The organism is Georgenia sp. Z1491 (genome assembly GCF_057652395.1).
This window is the reverse complement of the sequence record NZ_CM172729.1, coordinates 912,074-933,975: the sequence shown is the minus strand read 5'-3', so window position 1 is coordinate 933,975 and position 21,902 is coordinate 912,074. Positions and strand designations below refer to the sequence as shown.

20 protein-coding genes and 1 tRNA gene are annotated in these 21,902 nt (G+C 73.6%); 7 read left to right on the top strand and 14 right to left on the bottom strand.

All coding sequences use genetic code 11. The features are described 5' to 3' along the window. Window positions 1-5: 5 nt before the first annotated feature. The 10 genes from AC24HA_RS04330 to AC24HA_RS04285 form a co-directional block, all read right to left on the bottom strand. Complete coding sequence (locus tag AC24HA_RS04330; RefSeq protein WP_425709369.1) at window positions 6-503, bottom strand: hemerythrin domain-containing protein; 498 nt, start codon at window positions 501-503, stop codon at window positions 6-8. Window positions 504-689: 186 nt separating this feature from the next. Next, window positions 690-1,637 (bottom strand): Ppx/GppA phosphatase family protein, encoded by a 948-nt coding sequence (locus AC24HA_RS04325; RefSeq protein ID WP_425709368.1) that lies wholly within the window; start codon window positions 1,635-1,637, stop codon window positions 690-692. A gap of 34 nt (window positions 1,638-1,671) precedes the next feature. Then, on the bottom strand, window positions 1,672-2,187 hold the full coding sequence (locus AC24HA_RS04320) for a DUF501 domain-containing protein (protein WP_425709367.1): 516 nt from the start codon (window positions 2,185-2,187) through the stop codon (window positions 1,672-1,674). A gap of 1 nt (window position 2,188) precedes the next feature. Beyond that, window positions 2,189-2,953: an FtsB family cell division protein gene (locus AC24HA_RS04315; protein WP_425709366.1), complete on the bottom strand. Its 765-nt coding sequence runs from the start codon at window positions 2,951-2,953 to the stop codon at window positions 2,189-2,191. Between the two features lie 213 nt (window positions 2,954-3,166). Continuing rightward, on the bottom strand, window positions 3,167-4,447 hold the full coding sequence (gene eno, locus AC24HA_RS04310) for a phosphopyruvate hydratase (protein WP_425709365.1): 1,281 nt from the start codon (window positions 4,445-4,447) through the stop codon (window positions 3,167-3,169). 217 nt (window positions 4,448-4,664) lie between these two features. Beyond that, on the bottom strand, window positions 4,665-5,201 hold the full coding sequence (locus AC24HA_RS04305; RefSeq protein WP_425709364.1) for a hypothetical protein: 537 nt from the start codon (window positions 5,199-5,201) through the stop codon (window positions 4,665-4,667). 51 nt (window positions 5,202-5,252) lie between these two features. Beyond that, window positions 5,253-5,720, bottom strand: coding sequence for a hypothetical protein (locus AC24HA_RS04300; RefSeq protein WP_425709363.1), 468 nt, complete (start codon window positions 5,718-5,720; stop codon window positions 5,253-5,255). 26 nt (window positions 5,721-5,746) lie between these two features. After that, window positions 5,747-9,406, bottom strand: coding sequence for a transcription-repair coupling factor (gene mfd / locus AC24HA_RS04295; RefSeq protein WP_425709362.1), 3,660 nt, complete (start codon window positions 9,404-9,406; stop codon window positions 5,747-5,749). 105 nt (window positions 9,407-9,511) lie between these two features. Beyond that, window positions 9,512-10,114: an aminoacyl-tRNA hydrolase gene (gene pth / locus AC24HA_RS04290; protein ID WP_425709361.1), complete on the bottom strand. Its 603-nt coding sequence runs from the start codon at window positions 10,112-10,114 to the stop codon at window positions 9,512-9,514. 87 nt (window positions 10,115-10,201) lie between these two features. Beyond that, complete coding sequence (locus tag AC24HA_RS04285; RefSeq protein WP_425709360.1) at window positions 10,202-10,864, bottom strand: 50S ribosomal protein L25/general stress protein Ctc; 663 nt, start codon at window positions 10,862-10,864, stop codon at window positions 10,202-10,204. A gap of 307 nt (window positions 10,865-11,171) precedes the next feature. Here AC24HA_RS04285 and AC24HA_RS04280 point away from each other — a divergent pair, with 307 nt between their 5' ends. Next, window positions 11,172-11,930: a dienelactone hydrolase family protein gene (locus AC24HA_RS04280; protein ID WP_425709359.1), complete on the top strand. Its 759-nt coding sequence runs from the start codon at window positions 11,172-11,174 to the stop codon at window positions 11,928-11,930. A 159-nt stretch (window positions 11,931-12,089) separates the two neighbouring features. On the opposite strand, the gene AC24HA_RS04275 is transcribed toward AC24HA_RS04280, so the two are convergent. From AC24HA_RS04275 to AC24HA_RS04265, 3 genes are all read right to left on the bottom strand, one after another. Continuing rightward, window positions 12,090-13,064 (bottom strand): ribose-phosphate diphosphokinase, encoded by a 975-nt coding sequence (locus tag AC24HA_RS04275; protein WP_425709358.1) that lies wholly within the window; start codon window positions 13,062-13,064, stop codon window positions 12,090-12,092. Beyond that, on the bottom strand, window positions 13,061-14,617 hold the full coding sequence (gene glmU / locus AC24HA_RS04270; protein WP_425709357.1) for a bifunctional UDP-N-acetylglucosamine diphosphorylase/glucosamine-1-phosphate N-acetyltransferase GlmU: 1,557 nt from the start codon (window positions 14,615-14,617) through the stop codon (window positions 13,061-13,063). The genes AC24HA_RS04275 and glmU overlap by 4 nt, the downstream gene beginning before the upstream one ends. Window positions 14,618-14,694: 77 nt before the next feature. Next, a tRNA-Gln gene (locus AC24HA_RS04265) sits at window positions 14,695-14,766 on the bottom strand. An 80-nt stretch (window positions 14,767-14,846) separates the two neighbouring features. Between AC24HA_RS04265 and AC24HA_RS04260 the strand changes: the two genes are divergently transcribed. The 5 genes from AC24HA_RS04260 (at window position 14,847) to AC24HA_RS04240 (ending at window position 20,010) form a co-directional block, all read left to right on the top strand. Then, entirely contained in the window at window positions 14,847-15,491 is a 645-nt protein-coding gene (locus tag AC24HA_RS04260; RefSeq protein WP_463648548.1) for a TetR/AcrR family transcriptional regulator, read from the top strand. A gap of 173 nt (window positions 15,492-15,664) precedes the next feature. Then, a complete protein-coding gene (locus AC24HA_RS04255; protein WP_487563608.1) occupies window positions 15,665-16,717 on the top strand; it encodes an ABC transporter ATP-binding protein in 1,053 nt (350 codons plus the stop codon). Then, window positions 16,714-17,916, top strand: coding sequence for an ABC transporter permease (locus tag AC24HA_RS04250; RefSeq protein ID WP_425709355.1), 1,203 nt, complete (start codon window positions 16,714-16,716; stop codon window positions 17,914-17,916). Before AC24HA_RS04255 ends, AC24HA_RS04250 begins: the two co-directional genes overlap by 4 nt. 360 nt (window positions 17,917-18,276) lie before the next feature. Next, window positions 18,277-18,795: a MarR family winged helix-turn-helix transcriptional regulator gene (locus AC24HA_RS04245; RefSeq protein WP_425709354.1), complete on the top strand. Its 519-nt coding sequence runs from the start codon at window positions 18,277-18,279 to the stop codon at window positions 18,793-18,795. A 144-nt stretch (window positions 18,796-18,939) separates the two neighbouring features. Further along, a complete protein-coding gene (locus AC24HA_RS04240) occupies window positions 18,940-20,010 on the top strand; it encodes a tartrate dehydrogenase (RefSeq protein WP_425709353.1) in 1,071 nt (356 codons plus the stop codon). Between the two features lie 88 nt (window positions 20,011-20,098). Here AC24HA_RS04240 and AC24HA_RS04235 read toward each other — a convergent pair whose 3' ends face one another. Beyond that, window positions 20,099-20,737 carry an alpha/beta fold hydrolase gene (locus tag AC24HA_RS04235; RefSeq protein WP_487563581.1) on the bottom strand — a complete coding sequence of 213 codons (639 nt, stop codon included), beginning with the start codon at window positions 20,735-20,737 and terminating at the stop codon, window positions 20,099-20,101. A gap of 196 nt (window positions 20,738-20,933) precedes the next feature. Here AC24HA_RS04235 and AC24HA_RS04230 point away from each other — a divergent pair, with 196 nt between their 5' ends. Further along, complete coding sequence (locus AC24HA_RS04230) at window positions 20,934-21,839, top strand: LysR family transcriptional regulator (protein WP_425709351.1); 906 nt, start codon at window positions 20,934-20,936, stop codon at window positions 21,837-21,839. Window positions 21,840-21,902 lie beyond the last annotated feature (63 nt).

The window sequence follows — 21,902 nt, the reverse complement described above, 5'->3', positions numbered from 1 at the left end:
ACCTCTCAGAGCGGCCCCAGGACCTCGCGCGGGTCCGCCCGCAGCGCGAGCGTGTCGAGCACCGGGAGCAGCCGGCGCTCCTCGTATCGGAAGTGGGACTCCATGATCGCGGCGAGGCCCTCGAGGTGCCGGTCCAGCTCGGCGGGCGACGCGGGGCGCTCCACCGCTGCCTGCAGACCGGCGATGAGGTACCCCATCATCGAGTGGTCCTGCTCCAGCCGCCGCAGCGTGTCCCGGAGGTCGGGCCGGGCGGCGGCGATCGCGGGAAACAGCGAACGGTCCTCACCCTCGTGGTGGCCCGTCAGCGCGGTGCAGAAGCCGTGGCAGAACAGCAGCAGCTCCCGCGTGGCGGGCGCCGCCTCCTCGCCGTGGGCGACGGCCCCCCGGGTCACCCGCAGCGCCTCGCGGAGCCTGTCGTGCACCGCTCGCAGCTCGCGTCCCCAGGCGACGAGCCTGGCCTTCTCGTCCTCGGCGTCGCGAGAGGTGGTCCCGCCCTCAGTCACGTGAGGGCGAAGGGATCGACGACGACATCGTCGGCCTCCTTCGTGTCCGGCGCCTCCATGCCTGGCACGGTCTGCCACCGGCACGCGACGCTCGGGGCAGGTTAGCCGAGAACCCTCACTCGTCGGACAGAACCCCGCTCACCGCGTCGGGCAGAAAGCCCCTCACTCGCCGGGAAGCGCGACGCGTCAGGCGAGGGCGATCGCGATCCCGTCGAGGATGTCGTGCTCGGAGGTGACGACGCCCGCGGTCCCGGTCCCCGAGGTCCGCTCGGACACGTAGCGCACGACCTCGCTCCACACGAGGGCTCCCCCACCGATGACGTCGATGCGACCGGGGTGCATGAACGGCATGGCGGCGCGCTCCTCGCGGGTCGCGGACAGCAGCGAGTCGCAGGCGGCCAGCACCGCGTCCTCGGGAAGGACGGAGCCGTGGATGCGCGCGGGGTCGTAGGCGTCCAGTACCAGCGCGTGGGCGGTGACGGTCGTGACGGACCCGGCGACCCCGACGAGCGAGCGGACGTCGTCGAGCGGGAGCGCGGCCGACTCGAGCAGCCGGCGCACGTCGGCGCGGGCGGCTGCCTCCTGCTCGGCGCTCGGCGGGTCGCCCGCGAGGTGCCGCTCGGTGAGGCGGACGCACCCCATGTCGAGCGAGACGGAGGCCTCGGGAACGGGCGAGCGCGGGTCGCCGACGACGAGCTCGGTGCTCCCGCCTCCGATGTCCACCACCACGACCGGTCCGGGCGTGCCCTCCGGCAGCACCGACGTCGCACCCGCGAACGACAGCGCCGCCTCGGCCTCGCCGGTGACGACCTCGGGCTCGACGCCGAGGATCCCGCGGATCCCGTCGACGAAGTCCTGTCGGTTCTCGGCGTCCCGCGTCGCGGAGGTGGCGACGAACCGGATCCGCTCGGCGCCGTGCCGCTCGCACAGCCGCGCGTAGTCGCGGGCGGCGTCGAAGGTCCGCGCGAGGGCCTCGTCGGAGAGCCGGCCGGTCCGGTCGACACCCTGGCCGAGGCGGACGACCCGCATCTCGCGGACCACGTCGTCGAGTGCCGCGCCGCCCGCGCCCGGTACGTCCGCGACGAGGAGGCGGATGGAGTTGGTCCCGCAGTCGATCGCTGCCGCTCGTGTCACCGGGTCATGCTGTCACGCGCCGCCGACACCGTGCTCAGCAGGTGCAGGTCGCGGGACTCCACATGCCGCGCGCGGCGAGCACGTCGAGCGTCTCGTCGCCGAAGGGGTTGACGCCCCGGCCGACCGCGAGCGAGTGGGCGAGCAGCGCGTGCAGGCACTTGACCCGCTCGGGCATGCCGCCGGCGGAGATACCGGCGATCTCCTCGACGTGGCCGAGCTCGCCGCGTCGGGCGAGGTAGTCCTCGTGCGCGGCCGCGTAGGCGGAGGCGAGCTCGGCGTCGTCGGCGAGGCGGGCCTGCATGTCCGCCATGAGGTGCTCGGCCTCGAGCGTGGAGACTGCCCGGGCCGCGGGCGGGCACGTGAGGTAGAAGGTGGTGGGGAACGGCGTGCCGTCCTCGAGCCGGGGCGCGGTGCGCACGACCGTCGGACGTCCGTGCCGGCACCGCGCGGCGATGGAGACGACACCGCGGGGCACCCGGCCGAGCTGGTCGCGCAGCGCGTCGAGATCGGCCGGGTCGACGGCATCCGGCGGCACGGGACGGTCCGGCACGTCAGTCCGCCAGCGGGTCCGAGGACGGCAGCTCCTGCTGGCTCGGCGACTCCGGCGGCAGGTCGGGCTCGGGGAGATCACCCTCGCGCTCGGCCTCCTCGCCCGGCGTCTCGCCAGGGATCGCGCCGGCCTCCTCGACGGACTCCTGGAGGTTGAGGTACCAGGGGCGCGACGCGGCGATGGCGTCCTCGCGCGCAGCCTCCTCGACCTCCTCCTGCGATCGTCCGCCGGTCACCGACTCGGGGTCGACGACGACGAACGGCGTCTGCCCCGGCATCGTGTACCCGAGGCGCGCGCGTGCCTGCGACTGGACGTAGGCGGGGTCGTCCCACAGGGCGAGCTCGTCCGTGAGGCGCTGCTCCTCGTCCTCGGCGCGCGCGAGCGCGTCCTCCGCGCTGCGCAGCTGCTCGGCCTGCACGAGGGCGTGGCGGGCGGTCGGCGCGACGATGGCGAAGGCGACCAGCAGCACGAGCACGAGGGCGAGGGCGCGCAGGGAGAGGATCGGACGTTCGCCGTCGGCGGTGGCGATCGCGAGGCGGCGGTTGCCGCGCGGCCCTCCGCCGGCCCCGCCGGCAGCAGGTCGCGAGGTACCGCGCGAGCCGCCCGCTGCGGACCCGTTGGTGGTGGTGCGGCCGCGCCCCGTCGCCGGGCGACCGGCGTGCGTGGTGCCGGACGCGGTGCGCGTTCCGGGGCGCGAGCGGGCGCCGCGCGCCGACGACGATCGGGGCGCTCCGGGCTTGCGCGGTGCTGCGGGCGGACGACTCACCGCGTCATCGTCCCCCACGCGTCCCGCAAGGTGGTGGACCGCCGGGTCGCGAGTCGCCCGCTACCGGACGGACCCGGCCTGCCGTCGGCACCCTCGACGGTGCTGCAAGGACCTGCCGACAGTGCGGTCAGGACGCGCCGACGATGCCGGCGAGACCTGCCGAGAGTGCGGTCGGGGCGGCCCGACCGCACTCTCGGCGAGGAGACGGTCCGGTCAGGCCTGGTGGCGGGGGAAGGCGCCGCGGCCGGCGTACTCCGCCGCCTCGTCCAGCTCCTCCTCGATGCGGAGCAGCTGGTTGTACTTCGCCACGCGCTCGCCGCGCGCCGGCGCCCCGGTCTTGATCTGACCGGAGTTCACGGCCACCGACAGGTCGGCGATCGTCACGTCCTCGGTCTCGCCCGAGCGGTGCGACACCATCGCCGTGAAGCCGCTGCGCTGCGCGAGCGCGACGGCGTCGAGCGTCTCGGTGAGCGAGCCGATCTGGTTGACCTTGACGAGCAGCGAGTTGGCCGCCTTCTCGGCGATGCCGCGGGCCAGGCGCTCGGGGTTGGTGACGAACAGGTCGTCGCCGACGATCTGCACCTTGTCCCCGACCGCAGCCACGAGGCTGCTCCACGCGCCCCACTCGTCCTCGCTCAGCGGGTCCTCGATGGACACGAGCGGGTAGTCCGCCACGAGCTGCTGGTAGTAGGCCACCATCTCGTCGCTCGAGGTCGACTTCCCCTCGAACTGGTAGGCGCCGTCGGAGAAGAACTCCGTGGAGGCGACGTCGAGCGCGAGGGCGATGTCCGTGCCGGCCGAGAGGCCGGTCGTGGAGACGGCCTCGAGGATGAGGTCGAGCGCCTCGCGGTTGGAGCCGAGGTTCGGCGCGAAGCCACCCTCGTCGCCCAGGCCGGTGGCCAGCCCGCGCTGCTTGAGCACGGACTTCAGCGCGTGGTAGACCTCCGCACCCTGGCGCAGGGCGTCAGCGAACGTGCCCGCGCCGATCGGCGCGATCATGAACTCCTGGATGTCCACGTTGGAGTCGGCGTGGGAACCACCGTTGAGGATGTTCATCATCGGGACCGGCAGCAGGTGCGCGTTCGGGCCGCCGATGTAGCGGTAGAGCGGCAGGCCCGCGGACTCGGCCGCGGCCTTGGCGACGGCGAGGGAGACGCCGAGGATCGCGTTGGCGCCGACCTTGCCCTTGTTGGCCGAGCCATCGAGGTCGAGGAGGGTCTGGTCGATGAGGCGCTGCTCGGAGGCCTCGAGGCCGAGGATCTCGGGGGCGAGGATCTCCAGCACGTTGTCGCGCGCCTGCTGCACGCCCTTGCCGCCGTAGCGCTTGTCGCCGGCGTCACGAAGCTCGACGGCCTCGAACGCGCCGGTCGACGCGCCGGAGGGGACGGCGGCGCGGGCGACGATTCCGTCGTCCAGCCCGATCTCGACCTCGACCGTCGGGTTGCCCCGGGAGTCGAGGATCTCGCGTGCCGCTACTTCGAGGATGGTGGCCACAGGTTCTCCTTGTGTCGGGGATGCCCGGATGATGTCGGGCTCCACGCTAGTACCCGGGCGCGCCGCGGACAGGGCCGTCCGTCCCGGCGGGAGAGGGTGCACGGGTCCGGCGACGAACGTCACCGATGCGCGCCGCGCACCGGCCGGGCCGGCAGCCGTCGGGCAGCGAGATCAGGTCCGGCCCTGCAGCGGGATCAGGGCCGCTCTCCCCGACCGGTCACGGCGCGACCGGCATCTCCGCGTCCGACGGCGCGGCCTGCAGCCACGGGTGCGCGGGCGCCGCGTACTGCCCGGTCTCGATGGTGCCGTACCGAGGGTTGAGCTCGATGTCGACCTCGCCCAGCTGCTCGGAGAGCTGCGCGGACAGCTCGGGGTCGTTCTGCAGCTGCCCGCCCACCATGAGGGACTCGACGATGTCCAGCGTCTGGGGCAGGTACTCGCCGTCGGGCGTGTAGCCGCTCTGCTCGGTCAGCGTCGCGAGCTGGTCCTGGACGTCGGCGTCGGAGACCGTGAGGCCGTTCTCGGCCGCGACCCGGACGAACGTCTCGGAGTAGGCGTAGTTGAGGACCGCGTCGACGGTGGTCAGGGGCTGCCCGAACACTCCCGAGAGCTCGCCCGCGACGGACTGGGCCTCCCGCTCCGACAGCTCCTCGCCGTCGATGACGGCCGCGGTACCGGGATTGGCCGAGCAGCCGGCGAGCAGAGCGCCGAGCGCGAGAGCCGGCAGGACCGCCGGTCGGATGGTGCGAGCCACAGTTCCTCCTGATCGTCCACGCCCCCGGCACGGCCGTGGGCGACCCCCATGCTATCCGCGTCGGCGACGCGGTCGGCGCGGCCCCGACGTCGCGGCCAGCACGACGCCGATGCCCGCCAGCGCGAGCGTGGTCACCGTGGCGACGCGGACGAGCCAGGGTTGCAGGCCCAGCGGCAGCTCGGCGGCGCTGACGACCTCGAAGGGCGGCTTCGACGAGCCGTCCGACGCGGCGGAGCCGTCGAGCAGCCCGCCGCTGCCCGCCTCGGCCGGCGCCGACCCGCCGGAACCGGCGTCGTCGGAGGCTGCTTCGTCGGGCTCGCTCGTCGATCCGGACCCGTCGGGCTCGCTCGTCGCGGTGGCGGCAGGGGAGGCGGCGACCGGACCCGCCCCGGCGGCGTGCGCCGCACCGGCCGCGTCGTCGCCCGCCGGTGCGGCGACCAGCAGGACGGCGGTCAGCAGGGCGGCGCCCAGGGGCGGGACGAGAGCCGGGCGACCGGCGCACTCACGGGAGGTCCGCACGGACCCAGCATCGCACCGTCCGGCGGTCATGCTCCTGCGGCGGCGGCCTGGACCGGCGTGCCGATGAGCGCGACGACCTGCTCGACCCACTCGAGGAGGTCGACGTCGCTGAGCGGCCGACCACCCACGGGCTGCGTGAGCGGCCACGGCACGAGCGCGGTGCGCACGGCAGGCTTGAGGACGGTCCCGCGATGGACGCGGGTGAGCCGCAGGGACTGCGACTCGGCGAGCTCGACCGGGAAGAACCGCACGTTCTTCCCCTGGGCGGTGATCTCCTGCACGCCGGCCGCGCGGGCGTGCGCGCGGAGCCGTGCGACGGCGAACAGCCGCTCGACGCTCGGCGGCACGGGCCCGTACCGGTCGACGAGCTCGGCGCGGACCGAGTCCAGGGTCTCGTCGTCGTCGGCGGCGGCGATCTTCGCGTAGACCTCGAGTCGCAGGCGCTCGGTGTCGACGTAGTCCGTGGGCACGTGGGCGTCGACGGGCAGCTCGACGCGGACGTCGACCCGCTCGGGCTCGACCTTCCCGTCGCGCCAGGCGGCCACGGCCTCCGAGATCATCCGGACGTACATGTCGAAGCCGACGCCCTCGATGTGCCCGGACTGGTCGGAGCCGAGCAGGTTCCCGGCCCCGCGGATCTCCAGGTCCTTCATCGCCACCTGGATGCCGGCGCCCAGCTCGGTGTGCGAGGCGATGGTGGCGAGGCGGTCGTGGGCGGTCTCGGTCAGCGGCTTGTCCGGGTCGTAGAGGAAGTACCCGTAGGCGCGCTCCCGCCCGCGACCCACGCGGCCGCGCAGCTGGTGGAGCTGGGAGAGGCCGAACGTGTCGGCGCGCTCGACGATCAGGGTGTTCGCGTTGGCGATGTCCAGGCCGGTCTCGATGATCGTCGTGCAGACCAGGACGTCGATGGACCGCTCCCAGAAGTCCTGGATGACGGCCTCGAGCTGGTGCTCGTTCATCTGGCCGTGCGCGACCCCGATCCGCGCCTCCGGGACGAGCTCGGCGAGGTGCTGCGCGGTCGCGTTGATCGAGCGGACCTTGTTGTGGACGTAGAACACCTGGCCCTCGCGCAGGAGCTCGCGGCGGATCGCGGCGCCGACCTGCTTGTCCTCCTGCGGCCCGACGTAGGTGAGGATCGGGTGCCGCTCCTCGGGCGGGGTGGCGAGGGTCGACATCTCCCGGATGCCGGTGACCGCCATCTCGAGGGTGCGCGGGATCGGCGTGGCGGACATCGCCAGCACGTCGACGTTCGTCCGCAGCTGGGTGAGCGTCTCCTTGTGCTCGACGCCGAAGCGCTGCTCCTCGTCGATGACCACCAGTCCGAGCTCCTTGAACCGCACCTGGCCGGTGAGCAGGGTGTGGGTCCCGATGACGACGTCGATCGACCCGGCCAGCAGCCCGTCGCGGACCTCCTTGGCCTCGGCCGCGCTCTGGAACCGCGACAGGGCCGCGACCCGCACCGGGAAGCCCGCGTACCGCTCGGAGAACGTGTCGAGATGCTGGTTGACGAGCAGCGTCGTGGGGACGAGGACCGCCACCTGCTTGCCGTCCTGGACGGCCTTGAAGGCGGCGCGCACGGCGATCTCCGTCTTGCCGTAGCCGACGTCGCCGGAGATGAGGCGGTCCATCGGCATGGCCTTCTCCATGTCGGCCTTGACGTCGTCGATCGCGCCGAGCTGGTCGGGGGTCTCCGTGTACGGGAAGGCGTCCTCGAGCTCGCGCTGCCACGGGGTGTCCGGACCGAAGGTGTGGCCGACCGTCGCCTGCCGCGCGGCGTAGAGGCGCACGAGCTCGCCGGCGATCTCGCGGACGGCCTTGCGGGCCTTGCGCTTGGCCGCCGCCCAGTCCGAGCCGCCCATCTTGTTGAGCGCGGGCGCCTCTCCCCCGACGTACCGGGAGACCTGGTCGAGGGAGTCGGTCGGGGCGAAGAGCCGGTCGCCGGGCTGACCCCGCTTCGACGGCGCGTACTCGATGACGAGGTACTCGCGCGTGGTCGCGGTCTCGCCCTTGCCGACGGTGCGGGAGACGAGCTCGACGAAGCGGCCCACCCCGTGCTGGGAGTGCACGACGAGGTCGCCCGGACGCAGCGACAGCGGGTCGACCGCGGTGCGGCGGCGGGCCGGCATCTTGCGCATCTCGCGCGTCGAGCTGCCGGGCCGGCCGGTGAGGTCGGACTCGGTGAGGACGGCGAGCCGCCGGGCCTCGACGACGAAACCACGGTCGAGTCCCGGGTGGGTGATCGTCACGAGCCCCGGCTCGGGGGCCTCGGGCAGGTCGCCGACCAGACGCGCGGGGACGTCGGCCTCGGCGAGCGAGTCGCGCAGGCGCCGGGCCGGGCCGGCGCCCTGGGTGGTCAGCAGGATGCGCCACTCGTCGTGGACGAGCGCGGCGAGGTCCTGCAGCGCGCCGGCGACGTCACCGCGGTAGCGCCGGGTCTCGCGCGCGGCGACGCTGCGGGTGTCGTCGTCGGGGCCGGCCGTGGCGTCAGCGACGGTCGCCGCGCCGGAGCCCGTAGCGCCGCCGGTGGTCTCCTCGGCGGGGCGCACCGGCGCGGCGAGGGTCTCGTCGTCGAGCGCGTCGTCGGTGGGCAGCGAGCTGACGCTCCACCAGCCCTGCCCCCTCGTCAGGGCGAGCGCGCGGGCCTCGGCGAGCTCCGCGAACGCCGCGGCCCGCAGGTCGAGCGGCACCTCGGCGCCGGACGCGGCCGAGGTCCAGGCCGCGGCGAGGAACTCCTCGGTGGTGGCGGCGAGGTCGGCGGCCCGGCGACGGATCCGCTCGGGGTCGACGAGGACGACCAGCGCCCGCTCCGGCAGGAGGTCGAGGAGGGGCTCGAGACCGTCCGCGAGCACCGGGCTCAGCGCCTCCATGCCCTCGACGGCGACGCCCTCGGCGATGCGCTCGAGCATCGGCGCGGCCGACGGGACGGTGGCGACGAGGGACCGGGCACGCTCGCGGACCTCGGGCGTGAGCAGCAGCTCGCGGCAGGGCGGCGCCCACAGCCCCTCCTCCGCGACCTCGAGGCTGCGCTGGTCCGCCACCGAGAAGCGGCGGATCTCCTCGACGTCGTCGCCGAAGAGCTCGAGGCGCAGCGGGTGTGGGTCGGTCGGGGGGAAGACGTCGACGATGCCGCCGCGCACGGCGTACTCCCCGCGCCGCTCGACCATGTCGGTGCGCGTGTAGGCGGCGGCCTCGAGGGCGCGCACGAGGTCGTCCAGGCCGACCGTGTCCCCGACCTGCACCCGCACGGGCTCGAGGTCGGCGAGCCCGCGCACGACGGGCTGCAGCAGGGCGCGCACCGGCACGGTGACCACGCTGGGCCGGGCGGTGCGCGGCTCGGGGCCGGGATGGACGAGTCGGCGCAGCGTGGCCAGGCGCCGGGCCACGGTGTCCGAGCGCGGTGAGAGCCGCTCGTGCGGGAGCGTCTCCCAGGCCGGGAAGGTCGCGACGTCGTCGGCGGGGAGGAACTCGCGCACACCGGCGGCGAGGTCGTCGGCGTCGCGGCCGGTGGCGGTGACGAGCACGACCGGGCGACCGGTGGCGGCGAGCTCCGCCGCCAGCGCGGGGCGGATACCGACGGGTGCGGTGGTCGCGCGGTGCGGCTCGAGGACGGGGGCCGAGGCGGCCGCGACGAGCGCGGCGATCGCCGGGTCCTCGCGCAGCAGGGGAAGCAGTCCGGTGAGGGACACGTGTCCTCCGGTCGAGGAAGTGGGGAGCGGGAGGCAGTCTACGACCGGCACCGCGTCAGCCGCCCGGGGGTCCGGGCCCGCGACCGCCGACGGGCGGCGGCGTCGTCAGTCCGCCGTGTGCAGCCGCATCTGGGTCCTCTGCAGACCCTCGGCGACGACGTCGGCGACCGTGTCGCCGGCGATCTCCAGCGTGACTCCGAGCTCGCCGTGCTCCGCGGCGGAGAAGTTCTGCAGCACGTAGTCGGCCGCGTCCATCCGGCCCGGGGGGCGGCCGATACCCACGCGCAGCCGGGCGTAGTCCTTGGTGCCCAGCGCCCGGGTGATCGAGCGCAGGCCGTTGTGGCCACCCTCGCCGCCGCCGACCTTGAGGCGGAGCGAGTCGGGGGCGAGGTCGAGCTCGTCGTGCGCCACGAGGATCCGGCCCGGCTCGATCGAGTAGAACTGCGCGAGCGCGGCGACCGGCGGGCCCGAGACGTTCATGTACGTGCCCGGCCGGGCGAGGATCACGCGCGGGCCCGGGACGCCACCGGGGCCGGTACCCAGCCTCGTGTCGGCGACGCTCGCCCGGGACCTGTGGGTGGTGAGCTCGGCGCCGGCGCGGCGCGCGAGGAGCTCGACGATCATCTGGCCCACGTTGTGCCGGTTGCCCGCGTAGCGCGGACCGGGATTGCCGAGCCCGACGACGAGCCACAGGTCGCTGTCAGCCACGCGCGCTCATCTCCTTGCGCAGGGGCCGGCGCGCGCCGGCCCACGGATAGGGCCGCCCCGGCCCGCGTGGGCCGGGGCGGAAAGGGGTCAGTCCTCGCCGTCGGAGGAGGACTCGCCCTCGGCGGACTCGTCGGAGCCGCCCTCGGTCTGCTCGCCCTCGGTCTCCTCGTCGCCCTCGGCGGCCGGGGTCTCGAGGTCGGACTCGTCGACGCGCGGCACCGTGACGACGACGACCGGGGTCTCCGGGTCGTCCTCGAACGTGGCGCCGGGGATCGCCGGGAGGTCCTCCACGCGGACGGTGTGCCCGTCCTCGAGACCCTCGATGTCGACGACGACGCTCTCCGGGATGGCGGTCGCGTCGGCCGTGACGGTGAGCGTCTGGCTCTCGACGGTGTGGATCGTGCCGGGGAAGGTCTCGCCCTCGGTGTGCACGGCGATGTCGACGGTGACCTTCTCGCCCTTGCGGACGATGAGGAGGTCGACGTGCTCGATGGAGCGCTTGACCGGGTCCACCTGGACGTCCTTGGTCAGCGCGAGCTGCTCGCTGCCCTCGATGTCGAGGGTGAGCAGGGCGTTGGCGTTGCCGCGCAGCGCGAGGAACGTGTCGTGCGCCGGCAGCGAGAGGTGCTGCGGCTCGGTGCCGTGGCCGTACAGGACGACGGGGATGCGGCCCTCGCGGCGGGTGCGGCGGGCCGCGCCCTTGCCGAACTCGGTCCGGACGGCGGCGGTGATGACGGTCTTGTCGGCCATGCGTGCTCCAAAGGGGGTTCGTGGCGGGACGGGGCGGCGGGCCTCGGCGCGGGACGGCGGACGGACGCGCGTGGCTCCGCCGCGTCGAATCACGGACGACCGGACCAGCGGTCCGGATGCGGGCACCAGCCCGTCCGTCGTCCCTCGCCGAGGCAACCACAGGAGTCTAGCGGCTCGTCGGGCGGGCGACAGGCCCCCGCGCTGCGGCCTGCGGCACACTGGGCCCTGTCGGCGCCGCGGGGGTCCCGGCGCGCCGGCGCACGGGCACCCCGGTCCCGCGGGGGTCCCGGCGTACCGAGGAGGAGACATGACGACGACGGAGCGCGTGCACGTGACCACCGACGCAGGGCCGATGCCCGCCGACCTGCTGCGGCCCGACGCCGGGTCGGGCGGGGCCGACGCCGGGTCGCGCCCCTCCCCCGGTGCGGGACCTGCGCGGGCGGGCATCGTCGTCGTGCAGGAGATCTTCGGGGTGACCGGGTACGTGCTCGACCGGGCCGCCGACCTCGCCGCGCTGGGCTACACGGTGCTTGTGCCGCACCTGTTCTGGCGCTCGGGCGACGAGGTCGTCGAGGGCGGCGGGCAGGCCGAGCTGGCGCGGGCGATGGAGCTGGCGGGCGCCACGGACTGGGCGGGCGCCGTGTCGGACACCCGGGAGGCGCTCGCGCACCTGCGCGGGCTCGTGGGGGACGGGTCCGTCGGGCTGCTCGGGTTCTGCTGGGGCGGCGGGGTCGCGTTCGACGCCGCGTCGCGGGAGGTCGACGCCGTCGACGCCCTCGTGGCGTACTACGGCTCGGCGCTGCCGGCGCTGCTCGACCGCGCGCCGGAGGTCACCGCGCCGTCCTTGCACCACTGGGGCACCGAGGACACCTTCATCCCGGTGGAGCAGGTCGACCTCATCGAGGCCGCCGTGGCGCGCGACGGCGTCCGGCTCGTGCGGCATCCCGGCGCCGGGCACGCGTTCGACAACCCGCTCCCGGAGTTCCACCACGCGCGGGCGTCGGCCGACGCGTGGGCGACGACGACGGACTGGCTCGCCGGGACCTTGGCTGCCGGGCGGAGCTGACCGGGACTACCAGCGGCACCGCCCCGGCAGCCCGTCGAGCTGGACCGGAACGGGTCCAGATCGACCGCGCAGAGGTCATGCTCGGACCACAACAGTCGAGCTCGGCGAGGAGTGTGCCGCGAGGTCGGGCGGCAGGGAAGCCGCACGTGCAGATCCGACCTAGGAGCGTCCCTCGAACAGCGAGGTGACCGACCCGTCGTCGAACACCTCACGGATCGCCCGGGCCAGCAGCGGGGCGATCGGGAGCACAGTGAGCTGCGGGAAGTCCTTGGCGATCGGCAGGGTGTCGGTGACGACGATCTCGCGCGCGCCGCAGTCGGACAGCCGCTGCGTCGCCGGGTCGGACAGCACACCGTGCGTGGCGGCGACGATGACGTCCTTCGCCCCCGAGGCGAGGCAGACCTTGACGGCCTCGGCGATCGTGCCGCCCGTGTCGATGAGGTCGTCGACGAGCACGGCCGTGCGCCCCTCGATGTCGCCGACCACCCGGTTCGCCACGGCCTGGTTCGGCCGTGTGATGTCACGGGTCTTGTGGACGAACGCCAGCGGCACGCCGCCGAGCTTCTCCGCCCACTGCTCGGCGACCCGGATGCGACCGGCGTCCGGCGACACGACGGCGGCGCTGGAGAGGTCGATCCGCCCGCGCACGTAGTCCACGAGGATCGGCATGGCGAAGAGGTGGTCGACCGGTCCGTCGAAGAAGCCCTGCGTCTGCGACGCGTGCAGGTCCACGCTCATCAGCCGGTCGGCGCCGGCGGTCTTGTACAGGTCGGCGACCAGACGCGCCGAGATCGGCTCCCGCCCGCGGTGCTTCTTGTCCTGCCGGGCGTAGGGGTAGAACGGCGCGACCACCGTGATGCGCTTGGCCGAGGCCCGCTTGAGCGTGTCGACCATGATCAGCTGCTCCATGAGCCACTGGTTGATCGGCGTGGTGTGGGACTGCAGGACGAAGGCGTCGGTGCCGCGCACGGACTCGTCGAACCGCACGTAGATCTCGCCGTTCGCGAAGTCGTAGGCGGTCGTCGGCAACGGGTCGATGCCGAGCTCCCGGGCGACGTGGTCGGCGAGCTCGGGGTGCGCGCGGCCCCCCACGAACACCAGTCGCTTCTCACCGCTCGCGTGGATGCCGGTCATCGCGCGCTCCCTTCGCCGGGCGCCGATGCGCCGTCCTGGGTCCCGGTGGTCTCCGGTCCCGCACCGATGCTCTCACCGCGCGGGCCCTCACCGCTCGCCCCGCCACCGGCGGTACCGCTCGCGCCCGCGCGCGCCGCGGCGGCGGCCTCGGCGGCCTTCGTGCCCGGCCGACGCTCCTCGACCCAGCCCTCGCGGACCTTCTGGCCGAAGTCGTTGAGCGCGAGCGCGCCGGCGGGGACGTCGTGGCGGACGATCGTGCCCGCGCCGGTGTACGCACCGTCGCCCACGCTGACCGGCGCGACGAACATGTTGTCCGCGCCGGTGCGAGCGTGCGCCCCGATGCGCGAGCGGTGCTTGTGCACGCCGTCGTAGTTGACGAAGACCGAGGCGGCCCCGATGTTCGTGCCCTCGCCGATGTCCGCGTCCCCGACGTAGCTCAGGTGCGGGACCTTCGCTCCGCGCCCGAGCGTGGAGTTCTTCAGCTCGACGAACGTGCCGACCTTCGCCTCCTCGCCGACGACCGTGCCGGGCCGCAGGTAGGCGAACGGCCCCACGCTCGCGCCGTCGCGGACCACCGCAAGCTCGGCGTGCGTGCGCACGACCGTCGCGCCCGCACCGATCTCGCAGTCGGTGAGGGTGGTCTCGGGGCCGACGGTCGCGCCCTCAGCGACCACCGTGGTCCCGTGCAGCTGCGTGCCGGGCAGGATCGTCACGTCGCGGCCGAGGTCGACGTCGACGTCGATCCACGTGGTTCCCGGGTCGACGATCGTCACCCCGGCGCGCATCCAGCGCGCCAGCAGGCGGTCGTTGAGCCGGGCGGCGATGGCAGCGAGCTGGACGCGGTCGTTGACGCCCTCGACCGTGGCCGGGTCGTCCACCGTGAGCGCCCGCACCGGAAGGCCGCGGCCGTGGGCGGCCGCGACGACGTCCGTGAGATAGACCTCGCCCTGGTCGTTGTCGGAGCCGAGGCCGGCGAGCGCCTCGCGCAGCACGGACGCCTCGAAGACGTAGGTCGAGGTGTTGATCTCGGTGATCTCACGCTGCGCGTCGGTCGCGTCGCGCTCCTCGACGACGCCGACCACCCGGTCGCCCTCCCGCAGGATCCGGCCGTAGCCGAACGGGTCGTCGATCCGCGCGGTGAGGACCGTGATCGCGTTGCCAGCGCCGGTGTGCGCGTCGAGGAGAGCGGCGAGGGTCTCGCCGTCGAGCAGGGGGGTGTCCCCCGCCATGACGAGGAGCGGTCCGTCCGACGCAGCGGCCCGGTCGAGGGCCTCGAGTGCGCACTGGACAGCGCGACCGGTGCCGGGGATCTCGTCCTGGTCGACGAGGAGGGCGGCCGGGTCGGACTCGCCGACGAACGCGGCGACACGCTCGCGCTCGTGACGCACGACGACGGCGAGACGCTCCGGGTCGACCGCGCGGGCGGCCGCGAGCGCGTGACCGAGCAGCGTGCGACCGCCGACGGCGTGCAGGACCTTCGGGGTCGACGAGCGCATCCTGGTCCCCGCCCCGGCAGCGAGCACGACGACGGCAGCCGGACGGGTGGAAGTCACGCGGGTTCTCCTCGGGTACGACGTCCTTGGGGTGCCGCCGCGACTCGCCGCGGGGCGCGGCCACTGTACCGCCGAGGCTCCGCCCCCAGGACTCGAACCCGGACCTCAAGGCACCAAAGGCCTGCGTGCTGCCGTTACACCAGGGCGGACCGCCACCGACCACCGCGGGGTGGTCGGAGCGCTGTCCCATCCTGCCAAAGCCCGGGGCGACCGGGACCGCGCGGGCACAATGGCGGGCGTGGCGAACGAGACGAGACGGCAGCGCACCCGGATGACGGCCGGACAACGGCGCGAGCAGCTCGTCGCCGTCGCCCGCACCCTGTTCGCCGAGAAGGGCTTCGACTCGACATCGGTCGAGGAGATCGCGCAGCGCGCCGCGGTCTCCCGCCCGGTGGTCTACGAGCACTTCGGTGGCAAGGAGGGGATCTACGCCGTCGTGGTCGACCGCGAGGTCCAGCTCCTCGAGAGCGTCCTCATCGGCTCCATCCGCGACGGCGGGCACCCCCGCACCATCGTCGAGCGCACCACGCTCGCGCTGCTGGACTACATCGAGGAGCACACCGACGGGTTCCGGATCCTCGTGCGGGACTCCCCCGTCGCCCAGGCGACCGGCACGTTCTCCTCGCTCATCGGCGACGTCGCCACGCACGTCGAGCACCTGCTCGCCGCGCAGTTCAAGGCGCGCGGCTTCGACACGAGCGCGGCGCCGCTGTACGCGCAGATGCTGGTCGGCCTCATCGCGCTGACCGGCCAGTGGTGGCTCGACAACCGGTCGCCGGGCAAGCAGGACGTCGCCGCGCACGTGGTCAACCTCGCGTGGCACGGCCTCGAGGGGTTGCGGCGCGAGCCGCGCATCCACGACGCCGGGCGCTGAGTGCCGCCACGGACCGCCTCTCCACGGACCGCCTGTCCGTGGTCCGCCCCCACGCATGGCCGGGCCGGACCCGCGGCTGCGAGGACGAACCTCACGGACGACTCGTGACGGACGTCAGGCGGTCACCGAGGTCACACCCCGTACGGTTGACCCCGACCACAGCCGGCAGGGACATGCACCCCTTGACGTCGGCCAGAGCGGACGAAGGGGGACACGTGGGCGACCTCGAGCTCAACGGGCTCAGCAAGGCGTACGGCAACGTCCGGGCGCTGACCGACCTGTCGTTCACCGTGCGGGCCGGGGAGATCTTCGGCTTCGTCGGATCGAACGGCGCGGGCAAGACCACCGCGATGCGGATCATCCTCGGCGTCCTCGCCGCGGACTCCGGCGAGGTCCGGCACGACGGCAGCGTCCTCGACCTCGACGCCCGGCGTCGGGTCGGCTACATGCCGGAGGAGCGCGGCCTCTACCCGAAGATGAAGGTCGGCGAGCAGCTCGTCTTCCTCGCCCGGCTGCACGGCATGTCGAAGCAGGAGGCGACCTCCGCGATGGAGAGGTGGACCGAGCGCCTCGGCGTGGCCCACCGGCGGGGCGACGACGTCGAGAAGCTCTCCCTGGGCAACCAGCAGCGCGTGCAGCTCGCCGCCGCCCTGGTCCACGAGCCCGAGGTGCTGGTCCTCGACGAGCCGTTCTCCGGCCTCGACCCCGTCGCGGTCGACGTGATGAGCGACGTCCTCAAGGAGCGCGCCGCCGCGGGCGTCCCCGTCATCTTCTCCTCGCACCAGCTCGACCTCGTCGAGCGCCTGTGCCACCGGGTCGGGATCATCGCCGCGGGCAAGATGGTCGCGCTCGGCACGATCGACGAGCTCCGCACGGTGGGCCAGCCGGTCTGGCGGGTCGTCGTCGACGCCGAGGGTCTGGACCTCGCCCCGATCGCCGGCTCGGTCCCCGGCGCCGTCGCCGAGAACATCGAGGTGGGGGCCGGCAAGTCCGCCGCGCAGGTCATGCTCCCCGAGGGATCGGCCGGGGCCGAGCAGGCACTGATCACCGAGGCGCTGCGCCACGGCCCCGTGGTCGAGTTCGGTCCGGTGCGCCCCGCGCTCGCCGACCTCTTCCGCGACGTGGTCTCCGACAGCTCCGCCGCGGAGAAGGACGGCAGCGCCGGGCGCGACGGGCACGAGGACGCAGGCTCGGGCAGGAAGAAGACGAAGGAGGCGCGTCGATGAGCGCGGTCGGTCTGGTCATCAAGCGGGAGCTCCGCACGCGGCTGCTCGCCAAGTCGTCGATCATCTCGATGATCGTCATGCTCGTCGTCATCCTCGCCGCGGGCGTCGGCTACAAGATCTGGGACTCGAGCCAGGGCGAGGACACGGGCACGGTCGTGGCCGTCGAGGAGTCCGCCGCCTCGCTGGTGCCCTACCTGCAGACGACGTCGAGCACGCAGGACGTCCCCCTCGACATCCAGGAGACCGCCGACGGCACCTTCGCCGAGGAGCTCGAGCGGGACGAGGACCCTGCCGAGATCGTCGTCTCGCGCGACGGCGACGCGCTGACCGTCCACGCCCGCACCGACCCCGACCAGCAGCTCCTCGGGACCGTCGCCGGCGCAGCGCAGACCGAGGCGCTGAGCACGCAGATCACCGAGCTCGGCGGCGACCCCGCCGAGGTGCAGGGTGCGATCGCCGCGAGCGCCCCGCAGGTGGAGATCCTCGAGGGCGCGGCCACCGGGTTCAACAGTCCCGACTTCGACGGGCAGGCCTACGCCGCCGGGATCGCGACGATCTCCCTCATGCTCTTCGCCATCCTCACGGCGGGGGCCACGGTGGCGACCGGCGTCGTCGAGGAGAAGACCTCCCGCGTGGTGGAGGTCCTGCTCGCGACGATCAAGCCCACCCAGCTGCTCACCGGCAAGGTGCTCGGCATCGGCCTGTACACGCTCGTCTACATGGTGGTGATCGTGGGCGGCATGATCGGCGCCCTGGCGATCGCCGGGCTCCTGCCCTCGCTGAGCATCCCGATCGGCACCGTCACCGTGTGGGCGTTCGTGTGGTTCCTCGTCGGGTTCGGGATCTGGACCGTGGTCTTCGGCGGCTTCGCCGCGCTGGTCTCGCGCCAGGAGGAGATCGGCTCCGTGACGACGCCGCTGATGTTCGCCCAGTTCGTCCCGTTCTACGTGGCCATGTACCTGGTCCCGAACCAGCCGGACTCGCTGCTCACGCAGATCCTCGGCTACATCCCGTTCCTCTCGCCGTTCATCATGCCGATGCGCCAGGGGTTCGGAGCCAGCACGGTCGAGGCGCTGATCGCCGTGGCGATCGCTGCAGCGACGATCCCGTTCCTCATCTGGATCGCCGGCCGCGTCTACCGTCGCGGCATCCTGCACACCGGTGGGCGACTCAAGCTGAGCGAGGCCCTCAAGGGCTGACGGAGGGGCGGCCGAGGGGCTGGGGGCTGCCCGAGGGGCCGACGGCACCCAGGACGGCGGGGGCGGGCGCGGATGCGGCCGCCCCCGCCGTCGTCGTTCCCGCGTCTGGTCCGCCGTCGCCGTCGCCCCCTCGTCCGCCCCCCCCTTCGTCGTCCCCTTGCCGGTCCCTGTCGGCGAGTCAGCCGGGTAACTCTCGAGTCAGTCGACCCGGGGGACTGCCTCGGTGGATTGCTGATTGACTCGGCGACGACGCAGCACAGCGCGGCCCAACGCGTCTGCCCCGCCGGCATCGTCCGACCGGACAGCGCTCGCTCGCCCGTGGGACGGCGGGGTTGTCTCGACGTCGAGTAATCTCTCGCCATGGAGGAACGGGGCACCGACGAGGTCGACCGCATCGTGGCGGCCTGGCGTCGGGAGCGGCCGGACCTCGACGTCGCGCCGCTGGAGGTCTTCTCCCGCGTCACCCGGCTCGCCCGCCACCTCGACCTCGCCCGACGGCGTGCGCTCGCCGGCCCCGACCTCGAGATCTGGCAGTTCGACGTCCTGTCCGCGCTGCGCCGCGCCGGCGCCCCCTACCGGCTCACGCCCACGCGGCTCGTGGCCGAGACGCTCGTGTCGTCCGGGACGATGACGCACCGCATCGACAAGATGGTCGCGGCCGGGCTCGTCGAGCGCACCCAGGACGACGCCGACAAGCGGGTCGTCCACGTCCGCCTCACCGAGGAGGGACTGGCCCGCGTCGACCGGACGATGACCGACCTGCTCGACGCCGAGCGCGGGCTCCTCGCCCAGACCTCCCCGCGGGACGCGGAGGCGCTGGCCGACCTCCTGCGCTCCCTCACCGCCCAGTTCGAGCCCGACCGGACCGAGCGGCACTGACGAGAGGCCCGCGTGCGCGCGATTGCGCCGCGCGCAACCCGGCCTTTCCTCCCGCGTCACGACGCCGGCGCCGCCGTCCCCCTACCGTGGGCGGCACAGCGGCGCGGCACCCGGCCCCGCCGGACCGGCAGCGACGAGGACCCCATGAGCACCTACCGGATCGCAGTCGTCCCCGGCGACGGCATCGGCACCGAGGTCGTCCCCGAGGGCGTCAAGGTCCTGCGCGCGGCGGCCCAGCGCTTCGGCCTCACGCTCGAGCTCGAGGACTTCGGCTTCGCCAGCGCCGCCTACTACCAGGAGCACGGACAGATGCTCCCGGACGACTGGTTCGAGACCCTGCGCACGTTCGACGCGATCTTCTTCGGCGCCGTCGGCTGGCCGGAGATCGTCCCCGACCACGTCTCGCTGTGGGGCTCGCTGCTCCAGTTCCGCCGGCACTTCGACCAGTACGTCAGCCTCCGCCCCGTCAAGCTGCTCGAGGGCATCCCCTCGCCGCTGGCGGGCCGCGCGCCCGGCGACGTCGACTACCTCGTGGTCCGGGAGAACACCGAGGGCGAGTACTCGTCGATCGGCGGGAAGATGTTCGAGGGCACCGACCGCGAGACCGTGGTCCAGGAGACCGTGATGACGCGTACCGGCGTCGACCGGATCCTGCGCTACGCGTTCGAGCTGTCGCAGCAGCGGAAGAAGCACCTCACATCGGCCACGAAGTCCAACGGCATCTCCATCACCATGCCGTACTGGGACGAGCGGGTCGCGGAGATGGCGAGGTCCTACCCCGACGTCGACGTCGACAAGTTCCACATCGACATCCTCACCGCCCAGGTGGTGCTGCACCCGGACTGGTTCGACGTCGTCGTCGCGTCGAACCTGTTCGGCGACATCCTCTCCGACCTCGGCCCCGCCACGACCGGCACCATCGGCATCGCCCCGAGCGCCAACATCAACCCCGAGCGCACGTTCCCGTCCCTGTTCGAACCGGTCCACGGATCGGCCCCGGACATCGCCGGGAAGGGCCTCGCCAACCCCATCGGACAGATCTGGTGCGCCGCGATGATGCTCGACCACCTCGGCGAGACCGAGGCGGGCACAGCGGTGGTCGAGGCGTTCGAGGGGGTCATCGCCGAGGCGGAGACACTCACCCCGGACCTCGGAGGCACGGCCACGACCGCGCAGCTCGGCTCAGCGATCGCGGAGCGCGTCGCGCAGGGCTGACCCGGCAGGCACTACCGGCGCCGAGCTGGACCGCGCCGCTTCGAGCTCGACCGTGCTGAGGTCCAGCTCGGCGACCTCCTGCAGCTGGTCAGGTCCGGCCGAAGAAGTCCAGCATCTCGGCGAGGACCTGCACCGGTGCCACCTCGGGCAGGTAGTGCCCGCAGTCGACGGCGCGGCCCGAGATCGACTCGGCGACCTGGTCCCACAGGGCGAGCGGGCCGAAGAGCCGCCCGACGACCCCGTGCCTCGCCCACAGCACCCGTAGCGGCACGGAGGTCCGGCGCCCGGCCTTCCGGTCCGCGCGGTCGTGCTCGAGGTCGATGCCGTTCGCCGCGCGGGAGTCGTTGGCGGGCCCGGACGCGTTGCTCTCGCCGTCGAGGCACGCGACGTACTCGTCGAGGACCTCCGGCGGGAACGGCCCGAGGCCGGCGTGCCGGGCGCCCATCACACCCTCGACGTAGCCGCGGGGGTTGGCGCCGACCAGCGCCTCCGGCATCGGGGCGGGCTGGATGAGGAAGAACCAGTGCCGGTACGCGCTCGCGAGGTCGCGGTCGGTGGCCTCGTACATGTCGAGCGTAGGCGCGACGTCGAGCAGCATCGCAGCGCTCACCCGTCCCCGGTGGTCCACGACGAGCCGGGCGGCCACGGGTGCGCCGCGGTCGTGACCGGCTACCGCGAAGCGCTTGTGCCCGAGCGCGGACATCAGCTCGACGGCGTCGCGCGCCATCTCCCCATTGCTGTACGCCGCGTGGTCGGGGCCCGGGTGAGGTCCAGGGGTGAGAAGTCGGCGAACACCGCGGGGCTCCTTCGCTCGTGGACTCGGCACGGGCACCGCCCGCAACCTCGAGGTTAGGGTTGCCTCCAGCGATACGACAGCGCGGTCTCCGCACACGGTGCTTGCGCACGAGGCAAAGGGGTCGGACGTGGCGGCGGACGTCGACGATCTCGAGTTCTTCGCCGTCCTGGCCTCGGCCGGGACGATGACCGCGGCGGCCCGCCACTGGGGCATGTCCGTCTCGGCCGTGAGCCGGCGACTCCGCGGGCTCGAGGAGCGGCTCGGTACGCCGCTGGCGCACCGGCGCGCACGCGGCCTGGAGCCCACTGCCGAGGGGCGGCGCTACGCCGAGCGCGGCGCCGAGCTCCTGCAGGCCGTCCGCGACCTCGAGGAGTCGCTGCACCCGGACACGGCCACGCTCGCGGGACCGCTGCGCGTCATCAGCACCGTGGGGCTCGGTCGCGCGCACCTCGCTCCGCTGCTGCGCGAGCTCCACACGCTCCACCCGGGGCTGGAGATCCGCCTCGAGCTGTCCAGCCTGCCCCTGGGAGCCTCGCTGCCGGGCTTCGATCTCGCTGTCCGGGTCGGCCGCGTCCCGGACTCCACGCTCGAGCTGGCGCCGCTTCTGCCGAACCGGCGCATCGTCGTCGCCTCCCCCGACTACCTGGCTGCGCACGGCACCCCGGCCACGGTCGACGACCTCGCCCGTCACGCGTGCCTCGTGGTCCACGAGGGCGAGCGCGACGGCTGGGAGTTCGAGCTCGACGGGCGCGAGGTGGTCGTCCCGGTGAGCGGGCCGCTCACCTGCACCGACGGGCTCGCCGTCACGCAGTGGTGCCTCGACGGCGCCGGGTTGGCCATGCGGTCCACCTGGGACGTCGCTGAGCACGTGCGCAGCGGGGCCCTGATCCAGGTGCTGGCAGACGTCCCGACGCCGGAGGCGAACGTCGTCGCGCTGCACGCCGCCGGTGGCCGTGCACCGGCGCGCGTGCGCGCCGCCGTCGAGCACCTGCGCCGGGGGCTCGCGAGCCGGTGCGCGCCCCTGGCCGGCTGACCGACGGCGGACGGCGGACGGCGGACGGCGGACGAACGTGCGTGGACGACCGTGGCCACCGCC